Origin of the sequence: Calothrix sp. UHCC 0171 (assembly GCF_034931845.1) — a bacterium.
Classification (GTDB): Bacteria; Cyanobacteriota; Cyanobacteriia; order Cyanobacteriales; family Nostocaceae; genus Brunnivagina.
Window position 1 is genome coordinate 49,702 of sequence record NZ_JAYGHN010000006.1, and the last position, 17,863, is coordinate 67,564.

11 protein-coding genes are annotated in these 17,863 nt (G+C 40.5%); 6 read left to right on the plus strand and 5 right to left on the minus strand.

Annotation, left to right across the window (positions count from 1 at the left end; translation table 11 throughout):
* Nucleotides 1–30: 30 nt before the first annotated feature.
* Both accB and efp read right to left on the minus strand, forming a co-directional pair.
* Entirely contained in the window at nt 31–552 is a 522-nt protein-coding gene (gene accB / locus VB733_RS06790) for an acetyl-CoA carboxylase biotin carboxyl carrier protein (RefSeq protein WP_323339328.1), read from the minus strand.
* Nucleotides 553–673: 121 nt separating this feature from the next.
* Entirely contained in the window at nt 674–1,231 is a 558-nt protein-coding gene (gene efp, locus VB733_RS06795; RefSeq protein WP_096615381.1) for an elongation factor P, read from the minus strand.
* A 388-nt stretch (nt 1,232–1,619) separates the two neighbouring features.
* Between efp and VB733_RS06800 the strand changes: the two genes are divergently transcribed.
* From VB733_RS06800 to VB733_RS06815, 4 genes are all read left to right on the plus strand, one after another.
* Nucleotides 1,620–4,211: a sigma 54-interacting transcriptional regulator gene (locus VB733_RS06800; RefSeq protein ID WP_323339329.1), complete on the plus strand. Its 2,592-nt coding sequence runs from the start codon at nt 1,620–1,622 to the stop codon at nt 4,209–4,211.
* 290 nt (nt 4,212–4,501) lie between these two features.
* Nucleotides 4,502–7,528, plus strand: coding sequence for an SMC family ATPase (locus VB733_RS06805; RefSeq protein ID WP_323339330.1), 3,027 nt, complete (start codon nt 4,502–4,504; stop codon nt 7,526–7,528).
* 434 nt (nt 7,529–7,962) lie between these two features.
* Nucleotides 7,963–8,307 carry a hypothetical protein gene (locus VB733_RS06810; RefSeq protein ID WP_323339331.1) on the plus strand — a complete coding sequence of 115 codons (345 nt, stop codon included), beginning with the start codon at nt 7,963–7,965 and terminating at the stop codon, nt 8,305–8,307.
* 198 nt (nt 8,308–8,505) lie between these two features.
* Nucleotides 8,506–9,717 carry a M48 family peptidase gene (locus tag VB733_RS06815; protein WP_323339332.1) on the plus strand — a complete coding sequence of 404 codons (1,212 nt, stop codon included), beginning with the start codon at nt 8,506–8,508 and terminating at the stop codon, nt 9,715–9,717.
* A 14-nt stretch (nt 9,718–9,731) separates the two neighbouring features.
* On the opposite strand, the gene VB733_RS06820 is transcribed toward VB733_RS06815, so the two are convergent.
* Both VB733_RS06820 and aroC read right to left on the minus strand, forming a co-directional pair.
* On the minus strand, nt 9,732–10,196 hold the full coding sequence (locus VB733_RS06820) for a hypothetical protein (protein ID WP_323339437.1): 465 nt from the start codon (nt 10,194–10,196) through the stop codon (nt 9,732–9,734).
* Nucleotides 10,197–10,249: 53 nt separating this feature from the next.
* A complete protein-coding gene (aroC, locus tag VB733_RS06825) occupies nt 10,250–11,338 on the minus strand; it encodes a chorismate synthase (RefSeq protein WP_323339333.1) in 1,089 nt (362 codons plus the stop codon).
* A gap of 331 nt (nt 11,339–11,669) precedes the next feature.
* Between aroC and nifJ the strand changes: the two genes are divergently transcribed.
* Nucleotides 11,670–15,287, plus strand: a complete 3,618-nt coding sequence (gene nifJ / locus VB733_RS06830) for a pyruvate:ferredoxin (flavodoxin) oxidoreductase (RefSeq protein ID WP_323339334.1) — start codon at nt 11,670–11,672, stop codon at nt 15,285–15,287.
* A gap of 776 nt (nt 15,288–16,063) precedes the next feature.
* Nucleotides 16,064–16,945 (plus strand): DUF4114 domain-containing protein, encoded by an 882-nt coding sequence (locus VB733_RS06835; RefSeq protein ID WP_323339335.1) that lies wholly within the window; start codon nt 16,064–16,066, stop codon nt 16,943–16,945.
* 79 nt (nt 16,946–17,024) lie between these two features.
* On the opposite strand, the gene VB733_RS06840 is transcribed toward VB733_RS06835, so the two are convergent.
* Nucleotides 17,025–17,411, minus strand: coding sequence for a DUF2294 domain-containing protein (locus VB733_RS06840; protein ID WP_323339336.1), 387 nt, complete (start codon nt 17,409–17,411; stop codon nt 17,025–17,027).
* Nucleotides 17,412–17,863 lie beyond the last annotated feature (452 nt).

The window sequence follows — 17,863 nt, forward strand, 5'->3', positions numbered from 1 at the left end:
TGTGGAGAAATTGCGCGAATTTGCTATTGCCTAATCGGGATGTATTCTCACCAATGGTTGTCCGTATTCTACAGGTTCACCATTTTCTAAGAGAATTTCTACCACTTGACCTGATATTTCGGTTTCGATTTCGTTCATTAGCTTCATAGCTTCGATGATACAAACTACATCACCTTTACGAACTCGACCACCTACCTCGATAAATGGGGCTTCTCCCGGTGCAGGAGCGCGGTAAAACGTTCCAACCATTGGCGATGACACCTCAACGTATTTTGATTCAATCGCGCTGGGAGGAGGCGAAGACGGTGAAACATCAACGCTACGGCTCGCAGCAGCCTCTGCAATTGGGGGTGTCGGTGGTGCATTGAGCGCTAATCCCGCACTTCCCACACCGCCTAACCCCGCTTGTCCGATGGACAGTATTTGCTGAGGAGCGCTAACAGCTTTGCGTACCGTTATTTCAAAGTCATCACTTTTGAGCGTTACTTCTGCAATATCTGTTTGTGCAATAGTTGTCAATAATTGGCGGATTTCATTAAAGTCCAATGGCACAGTTTTTATTACCTCATGCAATTAAATACGATTCAAAGGCATATTCGTTAAATAGAATCGCAGATGGGGCTAGGAGTTTCCTCCGATTGGTGGGGAAATCGGGATTCGCTCTTTGCCTTGACTACTCCCTACCCATGTATTTATCGTCCCGTGTATCAATGCGGATGCGCTCGCCTTGGGTGATAAACAAAGGAACCATTACCGTTGCCCCTGTTTCTAACTTCGCAGGCTTACTTCCACCCGTAGCAGTATCACCTTTGACACCTGGGTCTGTCTCTGTCACTTCCAAAACTACTGAGTTAGGAAGTTCAACTTCCAAAACTTGTTCGCCCCAACGAATGACGTTCGCTTCCATACCTTCTTTAAGGTACTTGACTTTGTCACCAATTTGTGCAGCGCTCAATCTTCCTTCCTCGTAGCTTTCCATATCCATGAAAACGTATTCATCACCCTCTTTATAGGTGTGTTGCATGACGCTTTTTTCGAGATTTGCTTGGGGAACAGTTTCACCTGCACGGAAGGTTTTTTCTACGGTATTCCCAGTTTGAACGTTTTTCAGCTTTGTTCGCACAAAGGCTGCACCTTTACCAGGTTTAACGTGGAGGAATTCTATAACTCGCCATACAGAGCCGTCTAGTACAATCGAAACACCAGGTCGAAAGTCGTTACTGGAAATCATGAAACTTTCTTTCTTTTGAAGACAATCGGCATTTATTGTACCGCTCAAGCGGTGGATTTAGTCAGTTGTAATGAGCGAATTAGTGGGAAAAGGGAAGTTTGGGGTTGGGAAGAAGCGGTTCAAAAAGTAGGATAAAGGAAAAATGCGATCGCATATGTGTAAGTTTTTACTGTTTTTGAGTGTCGTTTAAGTCGTGCGTGTGAAGAAGATTGCGGCAAGTACGATTAAGCTTAACAGTGTTAAAGGAACCCAGAGGTTAGGTAAATCTGAAAGACTCATTTTTATATGGGGGCTGGTGGAGAAATAAGGAATGTAGATGTCAGGTTTGCGAATGTGGTATTTGCTGAGATAATTTTTCTATACAGCACTGCTGAGTGGGAGAAGGGATGTGGCATCTCCAGATACGGTAATTTGGCTACAGGAACGCACGACTTTAGGAATTTTGTCAGATGAGGTGTTAGGTGCGATCGCATCTGAGATTACGGAAACAATTGTACCTCCAGATACGCCAATAGTCACTGAAGGAAGTCTACCGGAAGCGCTTTATATCATCAAGTCAGGACGCATCGAAGCAACTAGTGCCAACCCAAAAAATCCAGCTTTGTGTTGTGGTTTGCTCCCCGGTACTGCAATTAATCTCAAAGAGTTACTTTTGAATGAAGCGACACCAAGTACAATTAAAACCCTGACGGAATGTCATTTATGGGTTGTTTCAGCCAAAAAATTCCGCCAAATCACCAACCAATATCCAGAAATTGCCCAATTTGTATCTCGTTTGCTCGCAGCCGAAATTGCCCAACTCGCATCAGCCTTTACCTACGAGCAAGAACGTTCTTTAGAATTGCGCCCCTATCTTGTGACTAAAGCGCAACGGGGTATAGTTGGTTCGAGTCGCTATGCCATGAAATTACGTGAGCAAATCCGTGCAGCTGCCAATACTCGCAAGTCTGTGTTAATTTTTGGCGAACCTGGTTTGGAGAAAGATAATATTGCTGCTTTAATTCATTATGGTTCGACTTCCCGTCGCCAACCAATTATTAAAGTTAACTGTGGGATTTTACAAACTAGTGGTGCTGATTTGTTTGGCAGAGTTGGCGGTAAACCAGGGCTATTGGAATATGTGGGGAATGGAACTTTAATTCTCAATAATATTCAGGAATTACCCCAGGAATTATTGCCTGGAATTATACATTTATTGCAAACAAATACGTTTACACCTATTCATCGTTCTGAACAGGAAATTCCCGCATCTCGCATTAGTCATGCCCGCATCATTATTATCTCGGAAAAGGCAATTTCTCTAGTTGAACGTAATGTTGAACATGCCATAAAAGTACCACCTTTGCGAGTCCGAAAAGCGGATATTCAGGCACAAATTGAATATTATATTAGTCTGTCTGCTCGTTATCGCAGGCTACAAAAACCGCAGTTGACACCAGAAGCATTACGCCGCTTGCAATCCTATGATTTTCCTGGGAATTTGCAGGAGTTAAAAAGTCTTGTTGAACGGGCAATAGTCCAAGCCGAAAATGCAAAAGAACTTACGGAAGAAATTTTTTGGGCAGCAGAAACTAAGAAAAAACGATTTCGTGTTAATTTATTGAATCTTTATCCAGGATTACGGAGATTTTTACGAAGTGATTGGTATCCGGATCGAATTAATTATGGTGTAACTACAGTTGCATTTGCTTTTATTGTTGCCGTTTTATTTATCGGACCACAAACAAGGGATAAAAACTTTGTTTTAAATATATTTTGGGATTGGTGGTGGGCTGGTTTTCTATTTCTTTTTCCCTTTTTAGGGCGGATTTGGTGTGCATTTTGTCCGTTTATGATTTATGGAGAAATTACTCAAAAACTTTCTTTAAAATTATTTCCTCGGCAATTAAAAAAATGGCAACGTGAAAAAGCGGAAAAATGGGGTGGCTGGTTTCTTTTTGGCTTATTCAGTTTAATATTTTTATGGGAAGAACTCTGGAATTTAGAAAATACGGCTTATCTTTCGGGATGCTTGCTGTTATTAATTACTGCTGGTGCCGTTATCTTTTCAGCAATTTTTGAACGACGATTTTGGTGTCGATATCTATGTCCTATTGGCGGAATGAATGGGTTATTCGCTAAGTTATCGATGACAGAATTGAGGGCACAACAAGGTATTTGTTCGGCAACCTGTACCACCTATCAATGTTATAAAGGTGGAGTCGCTAAAGGTGAGGGACTGGAAACAAATGGTTGTCCTTTGTATTCTCACCCCGCACAGTTGGAAGATAACCGCGATTGTGTTTTGTGTATGACTTGTTTGAAGGCTTGTCCACATCGTTCAGTAGAATTTAATTTACGTCCTCCGGGAATAGAACTGTGGACAACACATATCCCCCAAAGTTATGAAGTTGCCCTATTGTTTTTACTTTTGGGTGGTGTATTTCTCCATCGCTTACCGGAAATACAGATTTGGTTGGGTTTGAATTTTGGTTTAAATTTTGATTTAAGTAATTTTTGGCAGCATTTAGAATTATCTTTACTCGCTTTGCTGGTTCCGGTGACTATACCTTTTATCGCTTATGGTTTGATGTTGGGTTTTTGCTGGTTGCAGAATCAAGTCAAGCATAAAAACCGCATGGTTAGACAGCAGGGTAGACAAATTCAAATTAAACCGAAAAAATTCGTGGAATTGGCTTATGGCTATTTACCATTGGTATTGGGAGGAAATTTAGCTCATTATTTGCGATTAGCTTTGGGTGAAGGTGGACGAATTTTACCTGTGACTTTTGCGACTTTCGGGTTAAATGGAGGTTCTCTTCCTGTATTGGTAGCACATCCTGCGGTAATTAGTTTTTTGCAAGCAATGACTTTAATTTTTGCTATCTTATTTGCTGTGATATTAACTCAAAAGATTACTCGGCAATCTGTACGCAATTTGTGGTTACAACATGTAACTATAATTATTTTGGGCATTAGTATGTGGGTGATTATTGTATAGTAGTCAGACTTAAAGACTGAATTATTATTGAGTCAGTGTTATGACTTGTTGCATACTTTTAGCAAAGCCACAATTAAATCGAATCAGTGAAATTTAATTTTCTCTAACAAAGCAAAAAATACTCTAGATAGAAAGAGTTTTGTGTTCTTTAATGTAAATAATTGTAAAAATGCTTGATTAGGGACTAGAAAGCAGCTTTTTAGATAGCTACACTAACAACAAGTGTATGTTTGTTCTAGTCAATCCCAATAAAGTCAATTTGAAAAAGAAGGTGTGGCGCGAAAGCCTCAATGATTCCAGTACAACTGACTCTCAAAAACTTCCTTAGTTACCGCGATTCAACATTAGATTTTCGTGGTTTACATACGGCGTGCATTTGTGGCTCAAATGGCGCAGGAAAATCTTCGCTTCTAGAAGCTATCACCTGGGCAATTTGGGGTGAAAGTCGGGCTGCGACTGAAGATGATGTAATTCATACTGGCTCGAAAGATGTGCGGGTTGATTTTGTTTTTCAAACTAACCAACAAGTATATAAAGTGATTCGGACTCGCAACCGAGGTGGTAGCGGTGGGTTGGAATTTCAAATCGAAACGCCCACTGGTTTTAAGGCTTTGACAGGTAAGGGTATTCGAGCAACGCAGGATTTGATTTTAGAGCATGTCAAACTCGATTATGATACTTTTATTAATTCGGCGTATTTGCGTCAAGGACGTGCTGACGAGTTCATGCTCAAACGTCCGGCTGAACGGAAGGAAATTTTAGCGGAATTGTTAAAGCTGAACCAGTACGATGAATTGGAGGAACGAGCTAAGGAATTGTCGCGCCAATTTAAAGTTAGGGGAGAAGAAATTGATCGTTCTTTAGATGCGGTTAAAGGGCAACTACAACAGCGAGAAATTATTACCCAACAACGAACCGATTTAGAAAACGAACTCAATCAACTGCAACAGACGCAACAATTTGAAAATATTCAATTACAAAGTTTGCAGGTTGTCCAGCACCAGAGGCAAAATTGGGAGGAACAACTTGGCTTTGTCAGACAGCAATTTACCAACTTAACTCAGGATTGCGATCGCTTAGAACAAGAAAGGTTAAGTTTGAGTAGTCAGTTGCTAAATCTGGAGGAATTATTAAACCAAACAGAAGTAATTCAAACTGGATATCAGCAATATCAAAATTTACAAGTACAGGAAGAAGCATACGCTGCCAAATTTCAAGCATTTAACCGTGCCCAACAGCAACGACAGCAAAAACAACAGCAACTTCACCAACAAATTCATGCTTTAGAACGACAGCTACAACAAGCTCAAGCACAGTTAGAAGCATTATTACAGCAAGAACGGGATATTCAACAAACCCTAAGTAAAGCAGAGGAAGTAGAAACAGCTTTAGGGCAATTAGTCGCCGCCAGGCAAAGATTACAACATCTTGATGATTTACAAATGCGTGTTTCCCCCGCATTACAGCAACGTCAACAATTACAAAGTCAAATCGATCGCGTCCAGGCAAATTTAGCAGCACGACTCGAACAACTCACAACTAGCGAAAACCAACTCCAACGAACTTGCAAACGCCAACCGCAAATCCAACAAGCGGTGTTAGCAGTGGCAACGCAGATTGAAGAACTGGAAAAAACACGAGTTTATTTGCAGCGAGTTCAAGAAAAAGGACAGGAACGACGACACTTTATTGAACGTTTGCAAGCCCAACAACGGGAATATGAGCGACTTTTAGGGGAATTGGAACAAAAACTGCAAATGTTGCGGACTCCTGATGCCATCTGTCCTCTCTGTGAACGTCCTCTGGAGGAACATGACTGGAACCGCGTTGTTGATAAAACTGAAGCTGAATATAAAGACACTGAAGGACAACTTTGGGTATTCCGCGAACAGATGGCTGTATCCGACCGAGAAATTCAGATATTACGCCAGGAATACCGCGATATTTCCCAAAAATTAGCCCCCTACGATACTCTCCGCGAACAAAGGGGACAATTAGCGGCACAATTGGAATCGAGTAGTGATGCCGAGCAGGAATTACATAATATTGCTGCCGAAAGAGCAAAATTAGAGCGGGCATTACATTTAGGCGATTATGCACCCGATAAGCAAGCCGAATTAAGGGAACTCGACGAATATTTACAGAGCTTAAATTACAACGAAAAAGACCATGCTTTGGCGCGTCACGAAGTCGAACGTTGGCGTTGGGCAGAAATTAAACAGGCACAAATCAAAGATGCAGCCAAAAATCAAGCCAGACTCCAACAGCGCAAACCCGAACTCGCAGCCCAAATTAAAGAAATCGAAAGTCGGATTGCCCAGGAAGCTGTGGAATCGGCAGTCGCTCATGAAATTGCCGAAATAGATAGATATATTGGCGAACTTGGCTACAACACCGACGAACACAATAACCTTCGCAATCATCTACGCAAATCACAGGGTTGGCAGTTGCGCCATCAACAATTAGTCAATGCCCAGCAGCAACATCCGCAATTAGCCGCGCGATCGCACGATTTACAGGAGTCTCTACAAGCCCGTGTGCAGGAACGCCAGAAGCTAGGGGAGCAAATCGCCACTTTGACACAGCAATTGCAACAAACAGCCAACCCCGTCGCCCAAATTCAAGAATTAGAAGCACAATTAGCTCTACGTCGTCGTCAACTCGATGAATACTTAGCGCATTTAGGACGACTCGAACAGCAAACCCAGTATTTGGATAGATTGCAGCAACAACAGCAGCAACAACAGCAAGAACTCCAAGAAACTCGCCAGCAACACCGAATATATCAGGAATTAGCGCAGGCATTTGGTAAAAATGGTATCCAGGCACTGATGATTGAAAATGTCTTGCCACAACTTGAAGCTGAGACAAATCAACTACTTTCGCGTTTGAGCGCCAATCAATTGCACGTACAATTTATTACCCAAAAATATGGACGGAATGGTAAATCCACCAAGAAAAACGCCAAACTGATCGACACCTTAGATATATTGATTGCCGATGCCAGAGGTACTCGTGCCTACGAAACCTACTCAGGAGGAGAAGCATTTAGAATTAACTTTGCGATTCGGTTAGCATTAGCTAAATTACTAGCCCAGCGTGCAGGCGCAGCCCTACAGTTATTGATTGTCGATGAAGGCTTTGGAACCCAAGACGCAGAAGGATGCGATCGCCTGATTGCCGCCATAAATGCGATCGCGCCAGATTTTGCTTGTATCCTGACTGTAACCCACATGCCCCATCTCAAAGAAGCTTTCCAAGCGCGGATTGAAGTCCATAAATCTCAAGGTGGTTCACAAATACAGTTATCAGTGTAATTGCTGGGGAATTTTAGAAGCAGCAATTGGATGATTGAGGCTGAGTTGGAGATGGGGAGATGGGGAGATGGGGAGACGCGGTGATCATTTTTTGCAACTTCCCAAACTATCCGGCAATATGCAATGCCCAGAAATCTTAGTATTTTTGATTTCGTTACATCAAGCCCATGGGACACTCAGATTACAGACACCAAATGGGATACTCTAATTTAGATTTGAGTTATGCTGGTTATGGCACAATACAGTTCAGCTAAGAATATAAATCAATTACTGCAAACAAAACAGATCGACTTTTTTGGAGGGGGTTTGGGGGAGAATCCCCCAAATCTTGGTTCTCAACAAATCGATTGATTGACAACCTTAACTGAAACGTATTGAGTTATGGCAGATTATGGATAAAATTAGCCTTAATTAATTGGTAAAGATTACAAATAATGCAAGTTCTAAAAAGAACCATCAAACCAGAAACCTATATTTCCTTCCTCCACATCTATCCCACTACTTGGGGGAAAGCTGGTGATATCTGTTTAATTCGCGAATCTGTAGCTAATTCCAGTGTATCGAAGTTTGTCGGTCACAAAGTCAAATTAGCAATTCCCAAACGCCTGGAGCGCGATCGCATCATTGGTTTACCTATAATCAAGGTTGCTGGTAATGTCGGTGATGGACATCCTAAAGACCACAAAGATGAATGGGAAGTTTATGAAGGTATTGCCAAGGAAATAGCTATAGCCGCTCTCAAGCCCTGGGGTTTCAAATTAATTGAATCTGAAGAGTAGAGAGCTATTTAATTACAAATGTCACGGTGAGAGCATCAGGCGATCGCATTATTTACGGTATTGTTTTTTAGTTTTGTTGGTTAATCCAAATCTTAAATTTGAGATTTGAGATTATTATTCTCTTTGTGAATTGTACTTTTTCCTGCTTCCCCTTCCGGCTTGACTTTGGTACAATTCATGCAGCAAAAGATAAAAACCATGCTTCAAATTCGTGGGTTAGTCAAGGCTGCTCAGAAAGCACAAGAACAATTAAAGATTGGAGTTGCACCTGCTGAAGTGCCATCATTCCAAAAATTTGTTCTCAGTTCAGTAGAAACTGTAGAAAGATTATGTGCTGACGCGAAAGTAACACCTCATCAATTGCCCGTGCGATCGCGTCACGCATATTATTTTTTAAAGAACATTGATTTACATAATTTACCTGCATCTACATGTAATTTAACAAGAACTCAGGTGCAGACTATAGGTATAAAAAATATTAAGACTCAGCAAAGGGCAATATTGTGGGAGATTTCACAACTAGCAGTTTCTGCAAATCTTGCTTCAAAGCGGAAACAAGAAAGTTTAGAAGATATCAATACTTCCAGATTAATTCACACAATTAACGAGGTTGTGATAGCCATTGAAAATATCTGCACTAGCCAGAATGCCACACCAGCGAATTTGACAAGTTCTTCTCGACAAATATACGCTTGGATGAAGTTTTTGATGGTCGAAGCTAATTTAAAATTACATTTACAAACTACACAGCGTTTGCAGTTAATCGCTCAATCTTTTTGTCGCGATTACGGTCATGATACAGTCAAGCATGTAATTGAAATTACCAATCTTTCCGGCTTATACCGCAGTCGTTGGATTGGGGATAATATTAATTTGATTATGAGTGAGGGTTTTATTAATGCCAATGAAGATGTTTTCCAAGCATTAGTTAAAATTTCGCTGCAAGGAAAAAGCCCAGAAGCGACAAGAATTATCCGTGAGTATGCTAGTTCCGATGAATACAGTGATATTTTATTAGAATTAGATTTGATTACAGAAACATCCACCGAAGATAGCCAAGGAAAGCATTACAACTTAGACAGATTATTTGACAAAATAAATTACGAGTATTTTGGTGCTAAATTAACGAAACCTCGTTTGATGTGGAGTCAATTTCAGACTTACCGTAAGTTCGGACATTATGAACCAGCAAGGGATAGAATTGTCATCAGTTTAGCTTTGGATGAAATTGCTATTCCTGAGTTGGTTGTTGAATTTGTTTTATATCACGAGTTATTGCACAAGTATCATGGTGAAAAGTGGGTAAATGGTAGAAGAATGGTGCATACACCGGAATTTCGCTATGATGAAAGTCAATTTAAGTTTTATGATGAAGCGGAAGCATGGTTGAGTAAATTGGCTTCACGTTGAAACTTTTCCCGCACTCAATTACTTTCCACAATCCCTTGATTCAGTTCCTTACACTTGGCTTCCGCAGCTTGGTGAGCCTCCAAGTAAGCTTTATCACCTAACATTACATCTCCATAATATTCATATGGGGCATTGCCGTAAATTGGCAAAGGGTCATCTTCTGGATAATCTTCTTGGGATTCTTCGATTATGGATTTCAGTTTTTTCACTGATATTGATTGTGCGGCAAAGTACACTAAATCATCAGCATTTTTTTTGATATGCGGTAGATTTGGGTCAATAATTGTGTCATTGACTTCAATCCATGCATGTTCTAGTGGGCGGAATGGTTTACCGACAGCAACTAAAAATCCCTGAACGTAACTTGCCCCTGCTGTTGCTAATGCGGCTTTATAAGCATTATCAAACGGTTTTTTTGACTTACTTTTGATTGTTTGAGCGACTTCGAGAGATAGTGCTTTATCTAATTGTTTACTCATTGCATCTTCATTTCTTAATTGCGAATTGCGAATTGCGAATAGCGAATTGCGAATTATAGCACTTGACACTGTCCATGATTCCTCAATAAATGGTCGCATAATACCAAAGCTAGCATTGCTTCCACCATTGGCACAGCACGGGGTAACACACAGGGGTCGTGTCTTCCTTTACCAGCTAAAACTGTCTCTTCCCCCTCTTTAGTAACCGTTTTCTGCTCTTTACGGATAGTTGCCGTAGGTTTAAATGCTACACGAATAATGATATTTTCACCGTTAGAAATACCACCTTGAACACCACCGGAGCGATTCGTGACAGTACGAATGTCTCCATTTTCATCGGTATAAAATTCATCATTATGTTCAAAACCCGTGAGCAAAGTGCCAGCAAAACCGGAACCAATTTCAAACCCCTTACTTGCCGGAAGCGACATGACAGCCTTAGCAATATCTGCCTCTAGCTTGTCAAAAACAGGTTCACCCAAACCTTTGGGAACGTTGCGCGCCACACATTCCACCACACCACCGATAGAATTACCTTGCCTGCCAGTTTGCTCGATTAATTCAATCATTTTCTCGGCAATTTTGTCATCGGGACAACGAACTATATTGCTTTCGACTTGTGCTAATGTGACATTCCCGGAATCAATGACAGCTTCTAAATCCTTGATACGCTGAACGTAACCGATAATTTCCACACCAGCCACTTGGCGGAGAATTTTTTTAGCGATCGCACCTGCTGCTACTCTACCAATTGTCTCACGCGCCGACGACCTCCCACCACCTTGCCAGTTCCGAAAACCATATTTAGCATCATAGGTGGCATCGGCATGGGAAGGGCGATATTTTACCGACATCTCATCATAATCTTGCGATCGCGTATCTTTGTTACGCACCAAGATGGAGATTGGTGTACCCAGTGTTTTGCCTTCAAAGACACCAGAGAGAATTTCGCATTTATCCTCTTCCTTGCGTGGTGTCGTTATTTTACTTTGTCCTGGTCGGCGGCGATCGAGTTCAAACTGAATTTCTTCACTGGTAATCTCCAGTCGTGGCGGACAACCATCAATGACAACTCCCACGCCACCACCGTGAGACTCGCCAAATGTCGTAATGCGAAACAGATGCCCAAATGTATTGCCCATGATCATTCCGGAAGCGCCAAGCCTTATACATTTTACCGTGATGTTTGCAAATATGTAGCAAGATCGAGTTTTTCCCAGTTTTTCCCAAAAATTGCCGATGAGGAAACAAATCAGCAGAGCTTAACCAGTTGATTCCGCATATTTCATCACTCAATTACCTAGTATTATTACTGATGAGTTTTGTCAAAATAGAGAACATTTCCATAACAGCTTGATTGTCAACCAATAACAGAATATTGCTCAGAAAAATACACAAAATACAGGTATAAATCAAGAAAATAACCTAACCTTTGCTATTCCTCTTTTTGACTGAGAGGTTATTTATAAACAGATGAAGAAAACCTACGCCACAATTGATGGTAACGAAGCGATCGCACGAATTGCCTACAAACTTAATGAAGCGATCGCTATTTATCCTATCACGCCTTCTTCGCCGATGGGAGAATGGGCGGATGCTTGGTCTGCTGATGGGCGCAAAAACCTCTGGGGTACGGTTCCCAGTGTGATTGAGATGCAAAGTGAAGGCGGGGCAGCAGCAGCAGCACATGGGGCTTTACAAACGGGTTCCTTAACAACAACTTTTACGTCTTCGCAAGGGTTGTTATTAATGATTCCCAACCTCTACAAAATTGCTGGGGAACTTACTAGTGCTGTTATTCACGTTGCTGCTCGTGCTTTAGCAACCCATGCGTTATCGATTTTTGGTGATCATAGTGATGTGATGGCTGCCCGTGCCAGTGGTTTTGCTCTGCTATGTTCTGCTTCTGTTCAGGAAGCACATGACTTTGCTCTCATTGCTCAAGCTGCGACTTTGAAAGCACGTGTACCTTTTATGCATTTCTGTGATGGCTTCCGTACTTCCCACGAAGTGCAAAAGGTGGAATTGTTACAGGATGATGATTTAAAGGCGTTAATTGATGAAGAGTTAATTATTGCCCATCGCCATCGGGCACTAACTCCAGACCGTCCGGTGTTGCGGGGAACGGCACAGAATCCCGATGTATATTTTCAATCGAGGGAAGGTGCAAATCCTTATTATGAGGCTTGTCCGGGAATCGTGCAGGAAGCGATGGATGAGTTTGGTTTGCGTACTGGTAGATATTACAAGATATATGAATATTATGGTGCCAGTGATGCGGAAAGAGTAATTATCATCATGGGTTCGGGATGTGAGACGGTGCATGAGACGGTTGATTATTTGAATATACAGGGTGAGAAGGTTGGAGTGGTGAAGGTGCGGTTGTATCGTCCTTTTGATGTCCGCAGGTTTGTTGAGGTTTTACCAGATACGGTGAAGTCGATTGCGGTTCTGGATAGAACTAAGGAACCAGGTAGTGCTGGGGAACCGTTGTATTTGGATGTGGTGACAGCAATTCATGAGGAATGGCTAAAAGACAAGGAGAGAAGGGAAGAAATGTCTGGCTCTTCGTCTTTTCCGAAAATCATTGGTGGTAGGTATGGATTGTCGTCGAAGGAGTTTACTCCGGCGATGGTGTTGAGTGTGTTTGAGAATTTGATGAGGGAATTACCGCAGAATCACTTCACTGTGGGTATTCATGATGATGTGAGTTATACTTCACTTCCCTATGACTCGAATTTCTCGACTGAGTCTGATAGGGTGGTGCGAGCGATGTTTTATGGATTGGGTGCGGATGGAACAGTTGGTGCAAATAAGAACTCCATCAAAATTATTGGTGAAGGAACTAATAATTACGCTCAAGGTTATTTTGTCTATGACTCGAAAAAGTCGGGTTCGATGACGGTTTCCCATTTGCGATTCGGTTCACAACCGATTCGTTCGACTTATCTCATTAACAAAGCGAATTTTATTGGTTGTCATCAATGGGTATTTCTGGAGCGGGTTGATATTCTCAAAGATGCTGCATATGGGGCTACTTTTCTGGTAAACAGTCCTTATGGTGTAGATACAGTTTGGGAACATCTGCCGGAGAAGGTACAGCAACAAATCATTGATAAAAAGCTAAAGTTTTATATCATTGATGCCAATAAAGTTGCCCGTGAAAGTGGTATGGGAGGGCGCATCAATACAATTATGCAGGTGTGTTTCTTCGCCTTAGCAGGTGTATTACCCCAGGATGAAGCCATTGAGAAAATAAAAGATGCGATCGCTAAAACTTATGGTAAAAAAGGTGCAGATGTTGTTCGCAAAAATTTGGATGCGGTTGATAATACCCTGGCAAACCTCCATAAAGTCGATATCAAACCTGTAATTTCATCACTCCCTACTACCCAACAACCTTTCCCTCCTGCCCCCGAATTTGTCCGCGATGTCCTCGGTAAAATGATGGTGTGGGAAGGCGATAGTTTACCTGTCAGTGCCCTACCTGCGGATGGGACTTTCCCCACGGGAACAGCGAAATGGGAAAAACGCAACGTTGCTGAAGAAATACCCGTATGGGATACCGATGTTTGTGTACAGTGCAGTAAATGCGTCATGCTATGTCCCCATGGTGTAATTCGCAGTAAAGTTTATGACGAAAGTCAATTAAGTAATGCACCTGCAACTTTTAAATCTACAAACGTCAAAGATAAAGACTTTGCGGGACAAAAATTTACGATTCAAGTAGCGCCAGAAGACTGTACTGGGTGCGGTATCTGCGTTGATATTTGTCCGGCGAAAAATAAAGCCCAACCGGAACGCAAAGCTATCAATATGGAACCGCAGCCACCTTTGCGGGAACAAGAAAAGGAAAATTGGGACTTCTTTTTGAACTTACCAATTCCCGATCGCACTAAGTTAAAATTAAATCGGATTAACCAGCAGCAACTACAAGAACCATTGTTTGAATTTTCCGGCGCATGTGCAGGTTGCGGAGAAACCCCATATTTAAAATTACTAACACAATTATTTGGCGATCGCTCTTTAATTGCCAATGCTACAGGTTGTTCTTCCATCTACGGCGGCAATCTACCAACAACACCCTATACAACCAATATAGATGGTAGAGGTCCCGCTTGGTCGAATAATTTATTTGAAGATAATGCCGAATTTGGTTTGGGTTTCCGACTTTCTGTAGATAAACATGCAGAATATGCAGGAGAATTGTTAAAAGAACTGGGAAATCAACAAGAGTTTCATAACTTAGCTCATGGGATTCTCAATGCCCCACAAAATACCGAAGCCGATATTTGGGAACAACGGGAACGGGTTTATCTCTTGAAACAGCAATTACAAAATGCTCTGGATACGGGAAAATGGAGCCAAGGAGACAGGGAAAAATCCAAAATCCAAAATCTCCAATCAATTGCCGATTACCTAGTGAAAAAATCTGTATGGATAGTCGGTGGTGATGGTTGGGCTTATGATATTGATTTTGGCGGACTCGACCATGTTTTGGCTAGTGGGAGAAATGTCAATGTCCTAGTTATGGACACGGAAGTATATTCTAATACAGGCGGACAGTCATCCAAAGCCACACCCAAGGGGGCGATCGCTAAGTTTGCAGCCAGTGGCAAACCCGCAGCCAAAAAGGATTTGGGTCTAATTGCCATGACCTATGGTAACATCTACGTAGCTAGTGTAGCAATAGGCGCTAGAGATGAACATACACTGAAAGCTTTCATCGAGGCGGAAGCCTACGATGGACCATCATTAATTATCGCCTACAGCCATTGCATTGCCCACGGCATCAATATGACAACAGCCATGAACCATCAAAAAAAATTGGTAGATTCAGGACGATGGTTACTGTATCGTTACAACCCCAATTTACTCAGCCAAGGTAAAAATCCTTTGCAAATAGACATGAAGCAACCCCAGCAATCTGTAGAAGCATCAATGTATCAAGAAAACCGCTTCAAAATGTTAACCAAAAGTAAACCTGAACTTGCCAAGCGCCTGCTCGATGAATCACAAAATGAAGTGAATGCACGCTGGAAAATGTATGAATATTTAGCAGCCAGACAAGTTGCAGAAGCAAAAGAATAATCAAAATAGCTTGCTTTTATTACTCTCTGCGTTTTCTCCATCTCTGGGGTATAATCTCTTGAATTTTTAAGTTCTGTGGGTAGATATATCTGCCTATTCTTAGTTTTGCTCTATATCAATGCCATCAAAGATTATTCCTATATTTTTGCTGTGTAAGCAGTTGTAAAAGCAGCTTTGACAGATTATGAAGCTGTAGATATTTAGTTTGCAATTCTCATAAAAATATTATTTACAAATTCAGTAGCATTCCTAAGTAACTTTGTTCTCACAAATGATTGAGTTGATTGATTGTTAGGCAATTTACATTGTCAATATATATCTACAAAATTGGATAAATACCTGTAATTGCTTGTCAAATAAACATTCTTCGATTTGACTGGAAGGAAGTAGTCATTTAAAGCATCGGAAATTAATATTAGGTAAAATCACAATTAATGGATTTGATATCTTCAGTGAAGATACGAAAACTCAAAGCTGAATGCTGTTGATAAATGTCTGAAATCAAATATTTTCAGTGATAATACTGCGAATATCCAATCAAAGATAACTAACATAACACTGTAGTAATTGTTTGATTTAAGTAAGAATTCGGAAATCTGCTTTTAATAAATTAAAGATTTTAATTTGCTAATTTATTCCACAAGTCTCTGTATGAAATACTGATAATATGATGCCTGTAAGAAAATTGATTTCTACTTCTAGACATAAGCCTTCAATCAAAACTAAAACAGTGACATATCAAACAAATGATTTGTCACAAACGAGAAGTATTAATCATGAATAACAAACTTTTTGCTGCTTTATTTACTGCCACTGCTGTGACTGGAATGATGACTATTACACCAGCAAGTGCAAGCGCAACTACAACTGTAACCCCGTCTCCAACTATTAAAAGTCGTGACGAAGCACCCGACTATTTCAAAAATAATCTTCAAAACATGAAGGACTTCGTTGGTAAAGAAGCACGTAAATTAGATTTAAAAACAATTAATGCTCAAAAAGTAGACCTTTCCAAGTTCATTTTGAAGTACCAGCATGATGTGAATGTGTTTTTCCTTGGGGAAACTGCGGGTGGATATCGCAACCGTTTAGATTATCAAGCTACTTTCAACGGTAACACTAGTACGGGTAAACTTTTTGGCGATACTTCTTGTAGTAATAAAGATAGTATTACCAACTTTGGTTCTTTTTGTGCTAACCCTAATAATGCTATTGCAGGTCGATCAAAAACTGATAGTCCTTTAAATGTTGGTGACTGGGTAAGTCTTGGGACTCAAAAAGCTGGTACGCAATTAGACTTCTTGCTGCACTCAAACGATATCAACGGTGGTATTTACGGTACAAACGTCAAAACAGGACAAGCAAATACAAAAGGTGTATGGAGTCTCAACGATTTACTGAACCCAGACGGTTTACAACATGCGATGGCTTACTATTACAATGATTTGTTGGTAGTTGGTTTTGAGGATTTATGGGGTGGTGGAGACAAAGACTACAATGATACCGTTTTTGTAATCGATGTAGGTAAAAATAACGCACGGGTACTTGCAGGTATTCAAAGTGTACCAGAGCCTTCTGGAACTGCTGCATTATTAGGTATGGGTGCAATTGGATTTTTGAAATCCCGTCGTCGTTCGACTCAAACAGTGAAAAAATAAGCTTAAATCTGAATAATTAATTGCAATACAATATCCCCGGATTTTCCAGAAATCGGGGATATTCTGCTTCTATTTTGATTTAATTCGCTTTTGGAATCGCATGAGGATTACGAACTACAGGAGGTTGCTCCAACACCACAATCATAGCAGTACGTCCAGATGCTAGACTGGTATGGCTAATTAGTTCGACAATGGGTTTATTAATGACCTCTTCAATTGTATTTTTAATCTGAGGCTTAATAATTTGATCTAAATCACATCGAACCTGTTCTGCTAAATGTTCTTTTCCGGAATTTAAAAGAGTTTGCTCCGCTAATGTCACAGAATCCTCAATTGTAATTGCCAATTGTTTATCAAAAAAATGGCAGATGATTTTGCCGATACGCTGCCCAAGTTGAGCATTATATAAAGAACGAATACGATTTGAAATTTCTCTCTCTAGCTGTCCAATTGTCGGTTGTTCCATGTCTTGTCATCACATTAGCACCATAATACATATACAATATAAACAATCTTTTATACATTTTTAATAATTAAAATATTGTAAATCTTCTGAAGATAGATATTAGAAGAATAGTCATTATTATTTATTAGTTTCCTTTCTTCAGAAACTAGGATAATATTTACATCAACTTGCTTGCCATGATTATGATGTGAATTTTCGCGCAGCGAACATAATCTGTAACATCCCTCAAGTGAATAATCAATTAATTTAGAGATGTGATGAAATAGGATGAAATATGTTAAGGTGGAGAAAAATATAACCCATTCTCTAGTACAATACTTAAAAAAATTAGAGCTAGTTGATTAAATTAATCACAAACTGTCGCCTAGAAGTAATTTAGGCGATCGCTATTTTAATTGTCATTAATATCTATGCTATTTATTAGCAAAATCAATCGATAATTTCCAAATTAT